Below are 15219 nucleotides of genomic sequence, written 5' to 3' on the forward strand. Positions count from 1 at the left end.
TTCGGCTACAGCACCGTCGTGGCTGGTCGTGCCCACGCGGCGGAGCCGCATATTGATACAGCCCCGCGCCCCTTCAGGGCGCTTCAAGCACACGGAGTTATCCAGTCATGCTTGTTCGCCTGCCCAGTTCTGGGCGTTTGGTGTAGTCGGTCAGGCCGAGGGTGTTGCCCCAGGGGTCGGCCAGTTCTACGGTCCAGCCCGTTGCTGTGGGGAAGGGAGTGTCGAGGAGGGGGATGCCGGCTGCGGTGAGTTCGCGGGCGGCCGTGCGGGTGTCCGGGACCTCCAGCCAGATGCGGGGGGAGGGCCAGGGCGGGGTGCGGTGGCCCAGTTCCTCCTCGACGCGGAGCAGGATGCCCGGTGTTTCGCCGCCCACCTTCAGCAGGGCGATCCCGGCCTCGTCGAAGCGGAAGCCCACGGTGAACCCGGCGCGCTCGTAGAACCCGACGGCCTCCGCGAGGCTGCCGACGGGCAGGACGACGTTGTCGAACCCGAGCAGTTCGTACGACTCTTCGTCTGACATGTCGTCAGATTAGCGCCCGACCCTCCCCGGACCAGGGAGACGCGCACGGCCTCACATGTTGCTGAGCGAGCGCGCGTAGTTGATCTGCCCCATCACCTGGGTGAAGCTCTGCGGGCTGTGGGCCGGGAGCATCGTCGAGTGGTGCCGTCCCGCACTCGTCACGGTGACCTGGATGAAGCCCGTGGTCTTCTTCTCCTTCATCAGCAGGAACAGCAGGCCGAGCAGGCAGAAGATGAAGAAGATGATGGCGAGCACGATCGCGTGCGACGGCATCTTCTCCTCGGTGTGAGACATGTCCGTGGCGTTCCACACCGCACCGCGCAACGGCAGCGTGCCGGCCGGCGTGATGATCTGATCGCCCATCACGGTGATGTCCCCGATGGACAGCAGGGGCGCACCGCCCCCGCCCATGGGTGCCGGACCGGGCGGCTGCTGGTGCGGGAAACCGTAGGCCGGGCCCGCCGGGACGGGCATGTTGGGCTTGGCCGGGTAGCCGTAGCCGGGTGCGGCCGGCGGCTGACCCGGGCCCCACTGTTCGGCTCCGCCCTCATACGGATTCGGCGTGCTCATGCTCTCGTCCCCCGCTTCCCGGCCCTACTGATCACCCTGTCGGATCAGCGCCTCATCCTGCCAGTTCCGGCCCTGGCTGGCGAACCCGTCCGCAGGACCCGCCCAGGACCCGCCCACCACGGCCGAGGGCCCCGCCTCCGGTCCGGTACGGACGGAAGCGGGGCCCTCTCGGTGGACCGGGGCGGACGGTCAGAAGCGGCGCGTGATCAGCGCCCGCTTGACCTCCTGGATCGCCTTCGTGACCTCGATACCGCGCGGGCAGGCGTCCGTGCAGTTGAACGTCGTACGGCAACGCCACACGCCGTCCCGGTCGTTCAGGATCTCCAGGCGCTGCTCGCCCGCCTCGTCACGGCTGTCGAAGATGAAGCGGTGGGCGTTCACGATCGCGGCCGGACCGAAGTACTGGCCGTCGTTCCAGAACACCGGGCAGGACGAGGTGCACGCCGCGCACAGGATGCACTTCGTGGTGTCGTCGAAGCGCGCCCGGTCCTCGGCCGACTGCAGACGCTCGCGCGTCGGCTCGTTCGTCTCCTTGGTGACCAGGAACGGCATGACGTCCCGGTACGCCTGGAAGAACGGCTCCATGTCCACGACCAGGTCCTTGAGGACCGCGAGACCCTTGATGGGCTCGACCGTGATCGGCTTCTCGGGGTTGATGTCCTTGATCAGCGTCTTGCACGCCAGCCGGTTCTTGCCGTTGATCCGCATCGCGTCCGAGCCGCAGATGCCGTGCGCGCAGGAACGGCGGAACGTCAGGCTGCCGTCGAGGTCCCACTTGATCTTGTGGAGACCGTCGAGGACACGCTCCTTCGGGTCGAGCTCCAGCTGGAAGTCTTCCCAGACCGCCTCCGCCGAGACCTCCGGGTTGAACCGGCGGATGCGGAAGGTGACCGTGATGTTGGGGGAGTCGGCGAAGCCGGGCTCGGGCGCTCCGGCCGCTTCTTCCTTGTCCATAACGGGGGTAGCCATCAGTACTTACGCTCCATCGGCTGGTACCGGGTCTGGACGACCGGCTTGTAGTCCAGACGAATGGATTCGGACCCGTCGTCGCCGACCTCGCGGTACGCCATGGTGTGGCGCATGAAGTTGACGTCGTCGCGGTTCGGGTAGTCCTCGCGGTAGTGACCGCCGCGGGACTCCTTGCGGGCCAGCGCCGATGTGGCCATGACCTCGGCCAGGTCGAGCAGGTTGCCCAGCTCGATGGCCTCCAGCAGGTCGGTGTTGAACCGCTTGCCCTTGTCCTGGATCGACACGTTCTTGTACCGCGCGCGCAGCTCGGCGATCTTCTCGACCGCCGTCTTGATCGTCTGCTCGGTGCGGAACACCATGACGTTGGCGTCCATGGTCTCCTGCAGCTCCTTGCGGAGCGCGCCCACCCGCTCGGTGCCGGTGGAGGCGCGCAGCTGCTCGATCTGCTCGACGACCATCGTCTCCGGGTTCTCCGGCAGCGCGACGAAGTCGGACTTCGCGGAGTACTCGGCGGCGGCGATGCCGGCGCGGCGGCCGAACACGTTGATGTCCAGCAGCGAGTTGGTGCCGAGGCGGTTGGCACCGTGCACGGAGACGCAGGCGACCTCGCCGGCCGCGTACAGACCCGGGACGACGGTGGTGTTGTCGCTGAGGACCTCACCCTCGACGTTGGTCGGGATGCCGCCCATGGCGTAGTGCGCGGTCGGCTGGATCGGGATCGGGTCCGTGTACGGCTCGATACCGAGGTAGGTCCGCGCGAACTCGGTGATGTCGGGCAGCTTGGCGTCCAGCTGCTCCGGCGGCAGGTGGGTCAGGTCCAGGTAGACGTGGTCGCCCTCGGGACCGCAGCCGCGGCCCTCGCGGATCTCCGTGTAGATGGACCGGGACACGACGTCACGGGACGCCAGGTCCTTCATGACGGGAGCGTACTTCTCCATGAAGCGCTCGCCGTCCTTGTTGCGCAGGATGCCGCCCTCACCGCGGGCGCCCTCGGTGAGCAGGATGCCCATGCGCCAGATGCCGGTCGGGTGGAACTGGAAGAACTCCATGTCCTCCAGCGGCAGACCCCGGCGGTACACGGCGGCCTGGCCGTCACCGGTGAGGGTGTGTGCGTTGGACGTCACCTTGAAGAACTTGCCGCAGCCGCCGGACGCGTAGATCACGGCCTTCGCCTGGAAGACGTGGATCTCGCCGGTGGCCAGCTCGTAGGCCACCACACCGGCGGAGCGCTTGACCCCGTCGACCTCGGTGATCAGCTGGTCCAGGACGTAGAACTCGTTGAAGAACTCCACGCCCTCCTTGACGCAGTTCTGGTACAGCGTCTGGAGGATCATGTGGCCGGTGCGGTCGGCCGCGTAGCAGGAGCGGCGGACCGGGGCCTCGCCGTGGTTGCGGGAGTGACCGCCGAACCGGCGCTGGTCGATGGTGCCGTTGGGCGTCCGGTTGAACGGCAGGCCCATCTTCTCCAGGTCGAGGACGGCGTCGATGGCCTCCTTCGCCAGGATCTCGGCGGCGTCCTGGTCGACCAGGTAGTCACCGCCCTTGACCGTGTCGAAGGTGTGCCACTCCCAGTTGTCCTCCTCCACGTTCGCCAGCGCGGCGGCCATGCCGCCCTGCGCGGCGCCCGTGTGGGAGCGGGTGGGGTAGAGCTTGGTCAGCACGGCGGTGCGGCTGCGCTTCGTCGCCTCGATGGCGGCGCGCATGCCGGCGCCACCGGCGCCGACGATGACGGTGTCGTACTTGTGGATCTTCATGTTTCTCGCAGCCCCGTGCCTAGCGGATATTCGGGTCGAAGGTGAAGATCACCAGCGTGCCCAGCAGGATGGTCCACACCGTGGCGGTGTACAGCAGCGCCTTCAGCCACATGCGGGAGGCGGGACGCTCCGCGTAGTCGTTGATGACGGTGCGCAGGCCGTTGGCGCCGTGCAGCATCGCGAGCCACAGCATCAGCAGGTCCCAGACCTGCCACCAGGGCGAGGCCCAGCGGCCGGCCACGAAGGCGAAGCCGATCTTGGAGACGCCGCCGTCCAGCACGAGCTGGATCAGCAGGTGGCCGAGGACGAGGACGACCAGCACGATGCCGGACAGCCGCATGAACAGCCAGGCGACCATCTCGAAGTTGCCGCGGGTGGAGCGCGGGGTCTTCTTGGTGCGCTTGCGCGGCGCCTCGATGACGGGGGCCGGGTTGTCGACGTCGTAGAGGGACGAGCCGGAGCCCTCGACGGGGCCGATCCCGGGCGCGGTGGTTTCAGTCGTGGACATGGCTGTCAGCTCCCGAACAGAACACGAACGGCGTGGCCGAGGACGGGGTAGATCGCCCCGAGCATCAGCACGACCCAGACGCCGACGACGGTCCAGAGCATCTGCTTCTGGTAGCGGGGGCCCTTCGACCAGAAGTCGACGGCGATGACACGCAGGCCGTTGAGCGCGTGGAAGAGGATGGCGGCGACGAGGCCGTACTCCAGCAGGCCCACGATCGGCGTCTTGTAGGTGGCTACGACCTTGTCGTAGTCCTCGGGGCTGACACGGACGAGAGCGGTGTCCAGCACATGGACGAACAGGAAGAAGAAGATGAGGACGCCGGTGACTCGGTGAGCCACCCAGGACCACATTCCTTCCCGGCCGCGGTACAGCGTTCCAGCCGGCACGGAAGAACCCTCCGGGAGCGGGGACTAGGGCCGCGCCGGCTTCGGTGTCGGTCGGGCCCGGCCGGGTACGGTCCACCGGCCCTCAGCATCGTATCCATGCGGGCGGGAGTGGTTTACGGGGGGCCTTGTTGTGTGATCAAAGTGGCACCGGATGGGGTATCGGCCACGGGGGTGCGGGCCCTGTCAGCTACCGAGCGCGGGTGCGTTGTGGCTGGTCGCGCCCCGCGGCGGAGCCGCTGATGGGCACGGCCCCGCGCCCCTGAGGCAGGTGGAGAGTCTGCTTCTTGCGACGCGCCGGAGCTGCTCAGCCGCTACTACCCGCTCGTCCTCGGGATCGTTGGTCAATCGTGACCGGATGCCTTCGAGGGTGTGGTCGATCGCCTCGTTCGGGTGCGCATTGCCCAGGTAGATGACGAAAGCGTGGCCGAAGCGGGATTCGTAGGCTGCGTGGGCCGCGGCCAGGGCCGTGTGGGCGGCGGAGTAGGTGTCGGCGGGGAGCTCGGGGAGGGACTCGCCGGCGAGGGCCTCGGAGAGGTCGGTGGGGGAGAGGTCGTAGGCCGCCTCGTCCGCTGCCGCGAGGAGGGCGTCCAGGTCGGGGTAGGGGCGGTGGTCGGCGATCCGGCGGGACCAGCGCAGGCTGCGCAGGCAGCGCAGGAGCAGGGCTCGGGCCTCGTCGGCTGGGGCGGCGTTGAAGGCGTCGAGCGGCGTGGGCAGGTACGGGAGACGGTGCGCAGGCAGCGTGGGTCCTCGCGTCACATGTGGTGTGGCAGGGGATGGTGTGAAGAGTGTGTGCCAGGTTATCGAGAGTGATCAAGCCGTGTCCGACCGATAGCCGAAATTCACCCGGACGGGAGAGTTTCGGAACGTCTCGATGACCACAGGGGGCGCGATCGGTCGTACGTTGGCGGAGTGAGCCAGCACAAGCGCCGGGTCGCGGTGCAGCAGGTGGGGCGGAAGCAGGCTGTCGTGGCCGTGGCGTTCGTCGGGACGGTCGCGCTCGGTGTGGGCGTCGGCGTGTGGGCCTCGGCGGACGGCGGGCGCGGTGGCTCCGCGGGGGCGGCGCCGTCGTCGTCCGGTGGGGCGACGGCCTCCTCGGGCGCCGGCGGGAAGTCGGCCCCGCCGACTCCCTCGCCGACCAGGTCGTACCCGCTCTCCCAGGCGCCGCGCACGATCCCCGCCGTGCGCTCCCACACCGCCGAGCACGGGCCCGGCTGGCAGCCCCGGCGGGCGGACCGGGTGGTCGTGACCGACGGCAGGCTGGCCGACGAGGGCCGGCTGATCGCAGGTGAGCTGGGGCTGACCTACGCCGGGCAGAAGAGCGACACGCGGTCCGGGGACGTACGGCTCGCGCTCAAGGGCAGCGGGAACCCGGAGTCGTACACCATGACCGTCCGGGGCGGGCGCGTCGACATCAGCGGCCCGGCCGACGCGGGCGTCTTCTACGGCACCCGCACCCTCAAGCAGGAGGTCCACGGCGGCGGTACGGCCCCGGAGGGCGTCGTACGCGACGAGCCGGCGAAGCCGGTGCGCGGGTTCATGCTGGACATCGCGCGCAAGCCGTACTCCGCGGGCTGGATCGAGGACCGGATCCGCGAGCTGGGGGACCTGAAGTACAACGAGCTGGGGCTGCACTTCTCCGACGACCAGGGCTTCCGCATCGAGTCCAGCAGCCACCCCGAGATCGTCTCCCGGGACCACCTGACCAAGGCGCAGGTCAAGGACATCGTCGCCCTCGCGGCGAGCCGGCACATCACCGTCGTGCCCGAGATCGACTCGCCCGGACACCTCGGCGCCGTCATCGCCGCCCACCCCGACCTCCAGCTGCGCAACGTGAACGGCGTCGCCACGCGCGGCGCCATCGACATCTCCAAGCCCGGGGCCGCGAAGATCGTCGACGACCTGCTGAACGAGTACGCCGGCCTCTTCACCGGCGGCCAGTGGCACCTCGGCGGCGACGAGTACCAGGCCCTGACCGTGTCCGACCCGCAGGCGTCGTATCCGCAGCTCGCGGCGGCCGCCCGGCAGAAGTACGGCCCCGGCGGCACCGTCACCGACCTCACCACCGGCTGGCTCAACGACCGCGCCGCCACGGTGCGCGCCCACCACAAGACCATGCGGGCGTGGAACGACGGCTTCTTCCGCGGCGCGTCCGTGCAGGCCGCCAAGGACCTCCAGGTCGCCTACTGGACCGGCAAGGAGATCGGCGCCCGGCAGCCGGTTGAGTACCTCGGCGCGGGCCGCAAGGTCATCAACTACAACGACGAGTTCCTCTACTACGTCCTCGGCCAGCCCCAGAGCTTCGTCTACCCGACCGGGCAGCGCATCTACGAACAGTGGACCCCGAGGGTCATCCGCGGCACGACAGCCGTCCCGGCCCGGTACGACAGCGAGATCCTCGGCGGCTCCTTCGCGGTCTGGTGCGACTACCCCAACGCCCAGACGGAAGCCCAGGTAGCCAACGGCATCCACCTGCCCTTGAGGGCCACGATCCAGAAACTCTGGGACCCGGGCACCCCGAAGTTGTCGTGGACATCTTTCCGTCAACTTTCAGCCAAGCTAGGCTGACGCGCCCCAAAGGGGCGCGGGGAACGGCGCGAGCAACCACGACGCGCCCGCACCTGGCGAACGACAGGCACGCGACTGCCCATCAGCCGCCCTGTAACACGCGGAGCGCCCCGCACGCAGAGTAAGGGGAAGTGTGGGTTCCGCAACGATGGGGCCCCGGGGAGGCAGACCGGCATGACCCTAGTGGAACGACTCGCACAGGCGGACGACCGAGCCCTAGCGGCCAGCGCCCTGGCTTGTTTGGATCGGTGCGTACCCCTGCTCGGCGGCGACGACGAGGCCCTGCGCCCCCTGTGGGCCGCCCTCGCCGACAGCTCCGACTGGTCCCAGCACCTGGACAAGGCGTGCGGCGCACTCACCGCACCGGGCGACCCGGACGACACCGGCTCCGCCGAGACGGAAGCCGCCACCCTCGCCCGCGGCATGCTCGACGCCGCCCCCGCGGACCGCACCGCCGACGCCCTACGCGCCTGGGCCGACACCTGCTCGGTCGACGCCCTCCGCGTCCACCGGCTCCTCGACCCCGCCACAGAGGGGACCGACGGCCTGGAGGCCCGCGGCACGGGCGGCACCGAGGGCGTGTCCCCGCTGGTCGCCGCCGAGCTGCGCCGCCAGATCGCCGTCCTCGACCTCCTGGCCGAGCACGGCGCGGCCGGCCTGCGCGGCGCCCTGGAGGCGTCGGTCGAGGGCCGCCGCATCCTGCGCGCGGTGGTCTCCCGCCGGGCACGCGGCCGGGGCTGACCTCTGCTGACCGGAGCGTCGTAAACCCGCACGGCGGGGGAAGTCCTGTGGCAGTCGTGCGGTGGACGTGGGGCGGTGTTGCGCCGGTTGCCGGAACCGGGCCGATCGGCGTGACGGATGGCGCGGCCGGACCGCTTTCCCCTATGTGACAGCCCAGTACGTGACAGCACACGTGACCCAGGAGACCAGGCCGCACGCCGCCGCCAAGCCCGTGCGGTGGGCGGCGGACGCGGTGGCGACGATGCGCGAGGGCGCGCGGGTACGGCTCGACTACTCGGCGCAGAGCCTGTGGCGGGTCGACCGGTTGATAGAGGAGATACGGCGCGAGGGCCCGCCGTACGCGGCGGTCGAGACCGTGCTGCGCGGCCTGGGCGCCTACGCCGGGGAGGTCGTCGCCCGCCAGACCGGCGCCGAGTGGTGGGCGACCGGCGGTGAGCACTGGATCCGCACCCCCGACGGCCGCCTGTGGGACCCCATCGACGAGGCCCGGCGCTGCTTCGGCGGCCACGGCTCCCTACGGCTGCTGTGCAGGGACGCGACGGCCGCCCACTGACCGCGCGCCGGCCGGGAGCCGCCCCGAGTGGGGCGGGGCCCCGGCCGGCGGGAAGTCACGGCGTCAACGGGAGGTCGGCGCAGCGTAGTTCTCGCTTGTCGGCGGTTCACGGTGGTTACTCCGGGTCCTTGTCGAACGTCGCCGTCGACCACACGTAGCCCAGGACCGTCAGGGCCGCGCACCAGGCGAGGGCGAGCCAGCCGTTGTGGCCGATCGGGGTGCCGAGGAGGAGGCCGCGGAGGGTCTCGATGGCCGGGGTGAAGGGCTGGTACTCGGCGACGGGCCGGAACCAGCCCGGCAGCGCGTGCAGGGGGACGAAGGCGCTGGACAGGAGCGGCAGCAGGATCAGGGGCATGGCGTTGTTGCTCGCCGCCTCGGCGTTGGGGCTGACCAGGCCCATGCCGACGGCGATCCAGGTGAGCGCCGTGGCGAACAGGACGAGCAGGCCGAAGGCCGCCAGCCACTCCAGGGCGGTGGCACCGTGGGAGCGGAAGCCGATGGCCACGGCGACGGCGCCGACCAGGACCACGCTCGCGACCGACTGCAGCACGCTGCCGATGACGTGCCCGACGATCACCGAACCGCGGTGGATCGCCATCGTGCGGAAGCGGGCGATGATGCCCTCGGTCATGTCGTTGGAGACGGAGACCGCGGTGCCGATCACCGTGCTGCCGATGGTCATCAGCAGCAGGCCGGGGACGACGTACGCGATGTACGCGGAGCGGTCCGGATGGCCGCCGCCGATGCCCGCGCTCATGGCGTCGCCGAAGACGTAGACGAACAGCAGCAACAGCATGATCGGCGTGAGCAGCAGGTTCAGGGTGAGGGACGGGTAGCGCCGGGCGTGCAGGAGGTTGCGGCGCAGCATGGTCGTCGAGTCGCGTACGGCGAGGGAGAGGGCGCTCATCGGACGGTCTCCTGGGGCTCGTTCGGCTGGGTGGGGACCGGGGTGCTGGTCAGGGCGAAGAACACGTCGTCCAGGTCCGGTGTGTGCACGGTGAGTTCGGCGGCCTCGACGCCGGCCGAGTCGAGCGAGTCGAGGAGCGCGCGCAGATCGCGCTGGCTGCCGTCGCCGGGAACCCGGAGGGTCAGGGAGGTGTCGTCCGGGGAGGCCGAGCCGAGCGCGGCGGCGGCGCCGCGGTACTCCGCCGGGTCGGTGAAACGGAGGCGGACGTGCCCGCCGGGGACCAGCCGCTTCAGCTCCTCGGCGCTGCCCTCGGCGGCGATCACGCCGTCGTGCAACACCGCGATGCGGTCCGCGAGTTCGTCGGCCTCCTCCAGGTACTGGGTGGTGAGGAAGACGGTGACACCACCCGTGACCAGCTCGCGGATGATCTGCCACATGGTGTGCCGGGAACGCGGGTCGAGGCCGGTGGTCGGCTCGTCGAGGAAGATGACGCGCGGGCTGCCGACCAGCGTCATGGCGATGTCGAGGCGGCGCTTCATGCCGCCGGAGTAGGTGGAGGCGGGCTTCCGCGCCGCGTCCACCAGGTCGAACCGTTCCAGCAGCTCGGCGGCGACCCGTCGGCCCTCCCGCCGGGAGAGGTGGTGCAGGTCCGCCATGAGGAGCATGTTCTCCTCGCCGGTGATCAGGCCGTCGACGGCGGAGAACTGCCCGGTGACGCCGATCGCGGCGCGGACCGCCCGGGGGTCGGCGGCCAGGTCGTGGCCGCCGACGCGGATCACCCCCTCGTCGGCGCCGATGAGGGTGGAGAGGATCTTGACGACGGTCGTCTTGCCGGCGCCGTTCGGGCCGAGCAGGGAGAAGATCGTGCCTTCCGGGACGGTCAGGTCGATGCCGTCGAGCACGACCTTGTCGCCGTAGGACTTGCGCAGCCCGCTGGCCGCGATGGCCGGTTCGGTCATGAGGGTGCCCCCTGATTCGCTCGTGGTGGAGGTGGGTTACAGGCTTCGGGCGGTGATGTCGCCGTGCGAGGTGGTGGCGCGGATGTCGAGCTCGGCGGTGCCGTCGCTCTTGAGGGCGTTGCTGACACGGCCGTAGGAGGTGCCGGCGTCCAGGGAGGCGGAGACCCCGTGGGCGGCGGTGACCGAGATGTCGCCGGACTGCGTGGTCAGGACGACCGTGCCGGCCGCGGCCTCGGCGACGCTGATGTCTCCCCGTGCGGTGCTGATCTCCGCCGAGCCGGCCAGCCGGCCGATCTCGACGTCGCCGTCGACGGCCGTGAGGCGGAGGCTCGCGGCCTCGTCGACCTTGATGTGCCGGTAGGCGCCGTCGAAGGTGACGTCGCCGAGCCGGCCCACACCGCGCAGTTCGGCGGCGGCCGCCGTGCCCTCGACGCGGGAGCCGGCGGGCAGTTGGACGGTGACCTCGACGGATCCGGAGGGGCCGAACAACTGGTTCTTCTCCGCCTCCGGGGCCGTGATCCGCAGGACGCCGTCCTCGAAGGCGACCCCGATCTCCCCGGCCGCCTTCACGTCCCGGCCCTTCGAGGCGTTCGCGGGGAGGACCTCGACCGTGGTGTCGGGGCGGTCGGCGGCGATGAACTGGACGCGTCCCGCGTTGACGGCGAGGACGACAAAGACGGGGGCGGGGGTGTCGAACTTCGGCATGGTGTTCTCCTGCTGGTCCGTTGTGCGTTCGTTGTTTCCGACATTGGAAACGCTACGTTGCGTTCATGGTCCTGGCAACAAGCTTGTTGCATGCGATGTTCGTAATCCCAGCTCAGGACCCATCATTTGTTGCAATGGCGCTGTTGGCTAACGCAACGTCAGAGCCGGGCTCGTTGCAATGGAATGAATGTGAACGCTATGGTCGAGGCATCGCACACCACGAAGGAGGCCGTGATGCCGGGCGGCAGACTCACCCAGCAGGAACGCCGGCAGATCGCGCTGGGACTGGCCGACGGCCTCGCCTACGCCGAGATCGCCCGCCGCCTGGACCGTCCGACCTCGACGGTCACCCGCGAGGTCATGCGCAACGGCGGCCCCACCGCCTACCGCGCCGACCTCGCCCACCGCGCCACCGGGCAGCGCGCCCACCGCCGCAGGCAGGCCGCGCCCCGGAGCGCGCAGGCGGCCCCGCAGGCCCACGGCCGCGACCCCGAGGCCGTGCGCGCGTACGAGGAGACCCTCACCACCGTCTTCATGCAGTCGGGTACGCCCCAGATGATGGCCCGGGTGATGGCCGCGCTCACCATCAGCGACACCGGCAGCCTCACCGCGTCCGAACTCGTCCGGCGCCTCCAGGTCAGCCCGGCGTCCGTGTCCAAGGCCATCGCGTTCCTGGAGGGCCAGGACCTCGTCCGCCGGGAGCGCGACGAACGCCGCCGCGAGCGGTACGTCGTCGACAGCGAGGTCATGTACCAGGCGATGATGGCCAGCGCCCGCTCCACCGCCCAGGTCGCCGAGACCGCGCGGCAGGGCGTCGGCGTCCTCGGCCCCGGCACCCCGGCCGGCGCCCGCCTGGAGAACACCGCCCGCTTCCTGGACTTCGTGTCCGAGAGCCTCGCCCGCGCGGCGAACCAGGCCCGCGAGATCCTGACGTCCGACGGCACCGCTCAACTCCCGGACGACTGAATGGGCGTACGGATGCTCGTGAACGCCCTGGTGCTCGTGTCGGTGGCGGCGGCGGTCGCGCTCGCCCCACGGCTCGCGGCCGGACGGCCCCCCGGCACCGACGGCCCGCGCCAGCCGCGGTCCCCCCGCCGGTCGCTGTCCCCCCTGCTGCCGCTGGCGCTGGTCACCGCCCTGATCTACGTCAACCAGGTGCTGTTCACCGTGTACGTGCTGCGCGTCCACGACGGCGACCCGTCCTTCATCGCGCGCTATCTGCCCGGCGGCTGGTTCGAGTTGGCGACACGCGACCCCGTGGTGCGTTCGCTCGCACGGGACTTCCCCGCCCCGTGGACGCTCGCCCCGACCGTCCTGCGGGTCCAGGCCTTCCTCGAACTCCCCTTCGTCCTGCTGGCGTTCGCGACCGTCGTGCGCTGGCTGGACGCCGGCCTGTACCGGCGGATCGCCCGCTCCCCGCTGCTGCCGCTGGCGTCGGCGTCGTACACGGCCGTGTTCTGCCTGGTCGAATGGGACCTGCACAACCCGTACACGGCCGACGACCTGGCCGTCCGTACCGTCTCCGCCGTCCTCACGCCCCTGTTCCTCGCGCGCCTGGCGGCCCGGGACCGCGGCAGGGACCGGACCCCCGCCTCCGTACCTGGGCTGCTGACGTTCATCGCGTCCCTCGGCGCGCTGGGTGTCCTCGTCCTGGTCGTGTACGACACCGCGCTCCTCTACAGCCTGGGCCGGCTCGGCGGGCGCCTCCCGCTCGCGCTGGGCGCGGGGGCGGTGCTGGCCGCGGCCCGCCTGACCGCCGCACGCCTCGCCGAGCCCCGCCCGCAGCTCGCCGTCGGTTTCCTGCACCTGGCCCTGCGCCACTGGCTGACCCTGTTCCTTCTGCCGGCGCTCGCAGTGCGCTACGGCGTCCTGTTCGGCACCCCGCTGCTCGCCGCCGTAGCGGGGACGGTGCCGGCGGCGGCGGCGGGCGCGTACGCCGTACGGGACACGCTGAGGTTCCGGGCCGGCCGCCGCCGCGGGCCTCTGCTGCGCACCCTCGCCGCCCGCCTCGGCTGCGCGGTCCTGGCCGGGACGGCGGCGGCGTACTCGGTCACCCGCCTAGCCCCGGCCACGTACTACGAGGCCACGCTCCTCCCGGCCGCGGCCGCCTCCCTGTCCGTCGCGGTCGCGACCTGCGGCGCCCTCGACGGCATCCTGGGCGCCCGCCGGGGATTTGCTGAGCTGTGACACTTCTGTGTGGTCCGGCGCTGATCAAGGTGGGGGCGGCGGGACACGTCTGATGTGTTCCGCGTGCTGATTCGGTGCGCGTGCGGGCACGGCGCGCGTTCGGTGCGGACGAGGACGGTTCTTGGGCCAGGGAGGGCAGCCCCGTCGCGGGCAGGCGCGGGACGGGGAGCTGGGTGACGCCGTCGCGCGGGCCCAGGACGGCGACGAGAGCGCCTTCGCGGTGGCCTACCGGATCGTGCAGCCGGGGCTGCTCGGCTACCTGCGCGGCCTGGTCGGCGACGACGCCGAGGACGTGGCCTCCGACGCCTGGCTGGAGATCGCCCGGGACCTCGGCCGGTTCCGCGGCGACGGGGCCGGCTTCCGGGGCTGGACCGCGACCATCGCCCGGCACCGGGCCCTGGACCACCTGCGCCGGCGCCGGGTGCGGCCCACCCCGTCCGCCCTCGAACAGGACGTACTCGACCTGCCCGCCCCGCACAGCACCCACGACCAGGCGCTGGAGTCGCTGTCCACCGAGCGCGCCCTGGCCCTGATCCGGGACCTGCCACGGGACCAGGCCGAGGCGGTACTGCTCCGGGTGGTCGTCGGCCTCGACGGCCCCGGTGCCGCCCGCGTCCTGGGCAAGCGGCCCGGCGCGGTGCGTACCGCCGCGCACCGCGGGCTCAAGCGCCTCGCCCGGCGTCTGGGCGTCGCCGGCGGTGTGACGGATGACGGTCCCCGGACGCTGGGGGAGTCGAGGTGAACGGCGACGGCCGTGGCGGCCGTATGGGTCCGCGAGCGACGGATCCACGAGGAAGCGGGAACGACATGGGTGAGCGACAGAGCGACGGCCTGCTGCCCGGCCGCCGGCACCTGCACCCAGCCGGCACCGGCCCGGCGGAAGCGGATACCACCCCCTTGGAGGCACGGCTCGCCGCCCTGCTGCGTGCGGACGCCGGCCCGGCCGGCCTCGACCCCGCCGCCGAGGAGCGGACCCTGGCCGCCTTCCACGCGGCCCGGGACACCGGCACCCACCGGGCGCGTACCCGGCGCCGGGACGACTGGCGGCCCCGCGAGCCGCGCCGCCTGAGGCTCTCGGTGCGGGCCACGCTCTCCGTCCTCCTGGCCGGCCTGGTCCTCGGCGGAGTCGCCGTCGCGGCCATCGGCTCGGGCGGACCCGGCGCGTCCCGCGCCGGTGGCGGCGGCGCCCGGCAGCCGTCCCGGCCGTCCGCCGGTGTCACCCAACAGCCGGACGCCCAGCGGGCCGACGGCGAATCCCGCTCCGATACGCCATCCCCGACCGGACCCGCCCCCGCACGTCCCGGTCACCCCGTCACCGCCCAGGACACCGCGGCGCACTGCCGCGCCTACCAGCACGGCCGGGCCACGCGCCACGGCAAGGCTCTGGACGCCACTGCCTGGCAGCGCCTCGTCACCGCCGCTGGCGGCACGAACAAGGTCGCCGCCTACTGCACCGCCCGACTCGCCGCCGACACGGCAGGCCGGGACTCCGGCAGGAATGACAAGGACGGCACGCCGAGCAGCGGTGCCAAGGGCAACGGGAGTGGCGACGCCCACAGTGCGGCAGGCGGTACGGGAGGCGGAGGCAAGGCCGTCGAGCCGGGGCACGGCAACGCCGGCAAGTGACGGCCGTGACGGCTGCGGTCGATCGGCTGCCGCCTGCGCGGTCGGACACCGCTCGCCATGGCAACGACCGGGGCCGCCACCCCCCACAGGAGAGGCCCCGGTCGTCGCGCGGGACGGGCCGCGTGGCGGCCCGTACTTCCTTCAGCGCCGTGAGTGCTGTTTCTGTCACACCCAGTCCGCAACCGAACGCGTCACGAGTTAGTTGCATCTTCTACAGACGTGGACGAAGAGAGGTTTCACGCCGTAACGTGCCTTTCGCGCCGACCAGA

General features: G+C 71.4%; 15 protein-coding genes and 3 pseudogenes. 9 read left to right on the top strand and 9 right to left on the bottom strand.

All coding sequences use genetic code 11. The features are described from left to right. Positions 1-97: 97 nt before the first annotated feature. Complete coding sequence (locus tag ABZ854_RS01960) at positions 98-520, bottom strand: VOC family protein (protein ID WP_361202679.1); 423 nt, start codon at positions 518-520, stop codon at positions 98-100. Between the two features lie 281 nt (positions 521-801). Between ABZ854_RS01960 and ABZ854_RS01965 the strand changes: the two are divergent. Then, positions 802-867, top strand: a pseudogene (locus ABZ854_RS01965) (hypothetical protein); the annotation flags it as partial. Positions 868-1279: 412 nt separating this feature from the next. Here the strand turns inward: ABZ854_RS01965 and ABZ854_RS01970 are convergent. The 5 genes from ABZ854_RS01970 to ABZ854_RS01990 form a co-directional block, all read right to left on the bottom strand. Continuing rightward, positions 1280-2059 (bottom strand): succinate dehydrogenase iron-sulfur subunit, encoded by a 780-nt coding sequence (locus ABZ854_RS01970; protein ID WP_361202682.1) that lies wholly within the window; start codon positions 2057-2059, stop codon positions 1280-1282. Continuing rightward, positions 2059-3813 (bottom strand): succinate dehydrogenase flavoprotein subunit, encoded by a 1755-nt coding sequence (gene sdhA / locus ABZ854_RS01975; protein WP_361202685.1) that lies wholly within the window; start codon positions 3811-3813, stop codon positions 2059-2061. Before sdhA ends, ABZ854_RS01970 begins: the two co-directional genes overlap by 1 nt. Positions 3814-3832: 19 nt before the next feature. Beyond that, complete coding sequence (locus tag ABZ854_RS01980) at positions 3833-4321, bottom strand: succinate dehydrogenase hydrophobic membrane anchor subunit (RefSeq protein ID WP_129307236.1); 489 nt, start codon at positions 4319-4321, stop codon at positions 3833-3835. A gap of 5 nt (positions 4322-4326) precedes the next feature. Next, positions 4327-4707 carry a succinate dehydrogenase, cytochrome b556 subunit gene (sdhC, locus tag ABZ854_RS01985; RefSeq protein WP_129307235.1) on the bottom strand — a complete coding sequence of 127 codons (381 nt, stop codon included), beginning with the start codon at positions 4705-4707 and terminating at the stop codon, positions 4327-4329. Positions 4708-4890: 183 nt separating this feature from the next. Continuing rightward, positions 4891-5463: a 2-oxo-4-hydroxy-4-carboxy-5-ureidoimidazoline decarboxylase gene (locus ABZ854_RS01990; protein WP_361202690.1), complete on the bottom strand. Its 573-nt coding sequence runs from the start codon at positions 5461-5463 to the stop codon at positions 4891-4893. A 153-nt stretch (positions 5464-5616) separates the two neighbouring features. Between ABZ854_RS01990 and ABZ854_RS01995 the strand changes: the two genes are divergently transcribed. The 3 genes from ABZ854_RS01995 to ABZ854_RS02005 all read left to right on the top strand — a co-directional run bounded on the left by ABZ854_RS01995 (position 5617) and on the right by ABZ854_RS02005 (position 8566). After that, on the top strand, positions 5617-7272 hold the full coding sequence (locus ABZ854_RS01995; protein ID WP_361202693.1) for a glycoside hydrolase family 20 protein: 1656 nt from the start codon (positions 5617-5619) through the stop codon (positions 7270-7272). Between the two features lie 174 nt (positions 7273-7446). Beyond that, entirely contained in the window at positions 7447-8013 is a 567-nt protein-coding gene (locus ABZ854_RS02000; RefSeq protein WP_361202696.1) for a hypothetical protein, read from the top strand. 211 nt (positions 8014-8224) lie between these two features. Further along, positions 8225-8566 carry a hypothetical protein gene (locus ABZ854_RS02005; protein WP_361202809.1) on the top strand — a complete coding sequence of 114 codons (342 nt, stop codon included), beginning with the start codon at positions 8225-8227 and terminating at the stop codon, positions 8564-8566. Between the two features lie 115 nt (positions 8567-8681). On the opposite strand, the gene ABZ854_RS02010 is transcribed toward ABZ854_RS02005, so the two are convergent. From ABZ854_RS02010 to ABZ854_RS02020, 3 genes are read right to left on the bottom strand one after another with little or no spacing between them, the layout of a single operon-like run. Further along, a complete protein-coding gene (locus ABZ854_RS02010) occupies positions 8682-9473 on the bottom strand; it encodes an ABC transporter permease (RefSeq protein WP_361202699.1) in 792 nt (263 codons plus the stop codon). Next, positions 9470-10432: an ATP-binding cassette domain-containing protein gene (locus ABZ854_RS02015; RefSeq protein ID WP_361202702.1), complete on the bottom strand. Its 963-nt coding sequence runs from the start codon at positions 10430-10432 to the stop codon at positions 9470-9472. Before ABZ854_RS02015 ends, ABZ854_RS02010 begins: the two co-directional genes overlap by 4 nt. A gap of 36 nt (positions 10433-10468) precedes the next feature. Further along, positions 10469-11137 carry a DUF4097 family beta strand repeat-containing protein gene (locus ABZ854_RS02020; RefSeq protein ID WP_361202705.1) on the bottom strand — a complete coding sequence of 223 codons (669 nt, stop codon included), beginning with the start codon at positions 11135-11137 and terminating at the stop codon, positions 10469-10471. Between the two features lie 234 nt (positions 11138-11371). Between ABZ854_RS02020 and ABZ854_RS02025 the strand changes: the two are divergent. From ABZ854_RS02025 to ABZ854_RS02045, 5 genes and pseudogenes are all read left to right on the top strand, one after another. Then, positions 11372-11569: pseudogene (locus ABZ854_RS02025) on the top strand (helix-turn-helix domain-containing protein); the annotation flags it as partial. 132 nt (positions 11570-11701) lie between these two features. Further along, positions 11702-12103 (top strand): annotated as a pseudogene (locus ABZ854_RS02030) (MarR family transcriptional regulator); the annotation flags it as partial. A gap of 12 nt (positions 12104-12115) precedes the next feature. After that, a complete protein-coding gene (locus ABZ854_RS02035; RefSeq protein WP_361202708.1) occupies positions 12116-13324 on the top strand; it encodes a hypothetical protein in 1209 nt (402 codons plus the stop codon). A gap of 121 nt (positions 13325-13445) precedes the next feature. Then, a complete protein-coding gene (locus ABZ854_RS02040) occupies positions 13446-14066 on the top strand; it encodes an RNA polymerase sigma factor (RefSeq protein ID WP_361202711.1) in 621 nt (206 codons plus the stop codon). 65 nt (positions 14067-14131) lie between these two features. Beyond that, a complete protein-coding gene (locus ABZ854_RS02045; RefSeq protein WP_361202714.1) occupies positions 14132-14950 on the top strand; it encodes a hypothetical protein in 819 nt (272 codons plus the stop codon). Positions 14951-15219 lie beyond the last annotated feature (269 nt).

Origin of the sequence: Streptomyces sp. NPDC047028, from assembly GCF_040644095.1 — a bacterium.
In the GTDB taxonomy this organism is placed as follows: Bacteria; Actinomycetota; Actinomycetes; order Streptomycetales; family Streptomycetaceae; genus Streptomyces.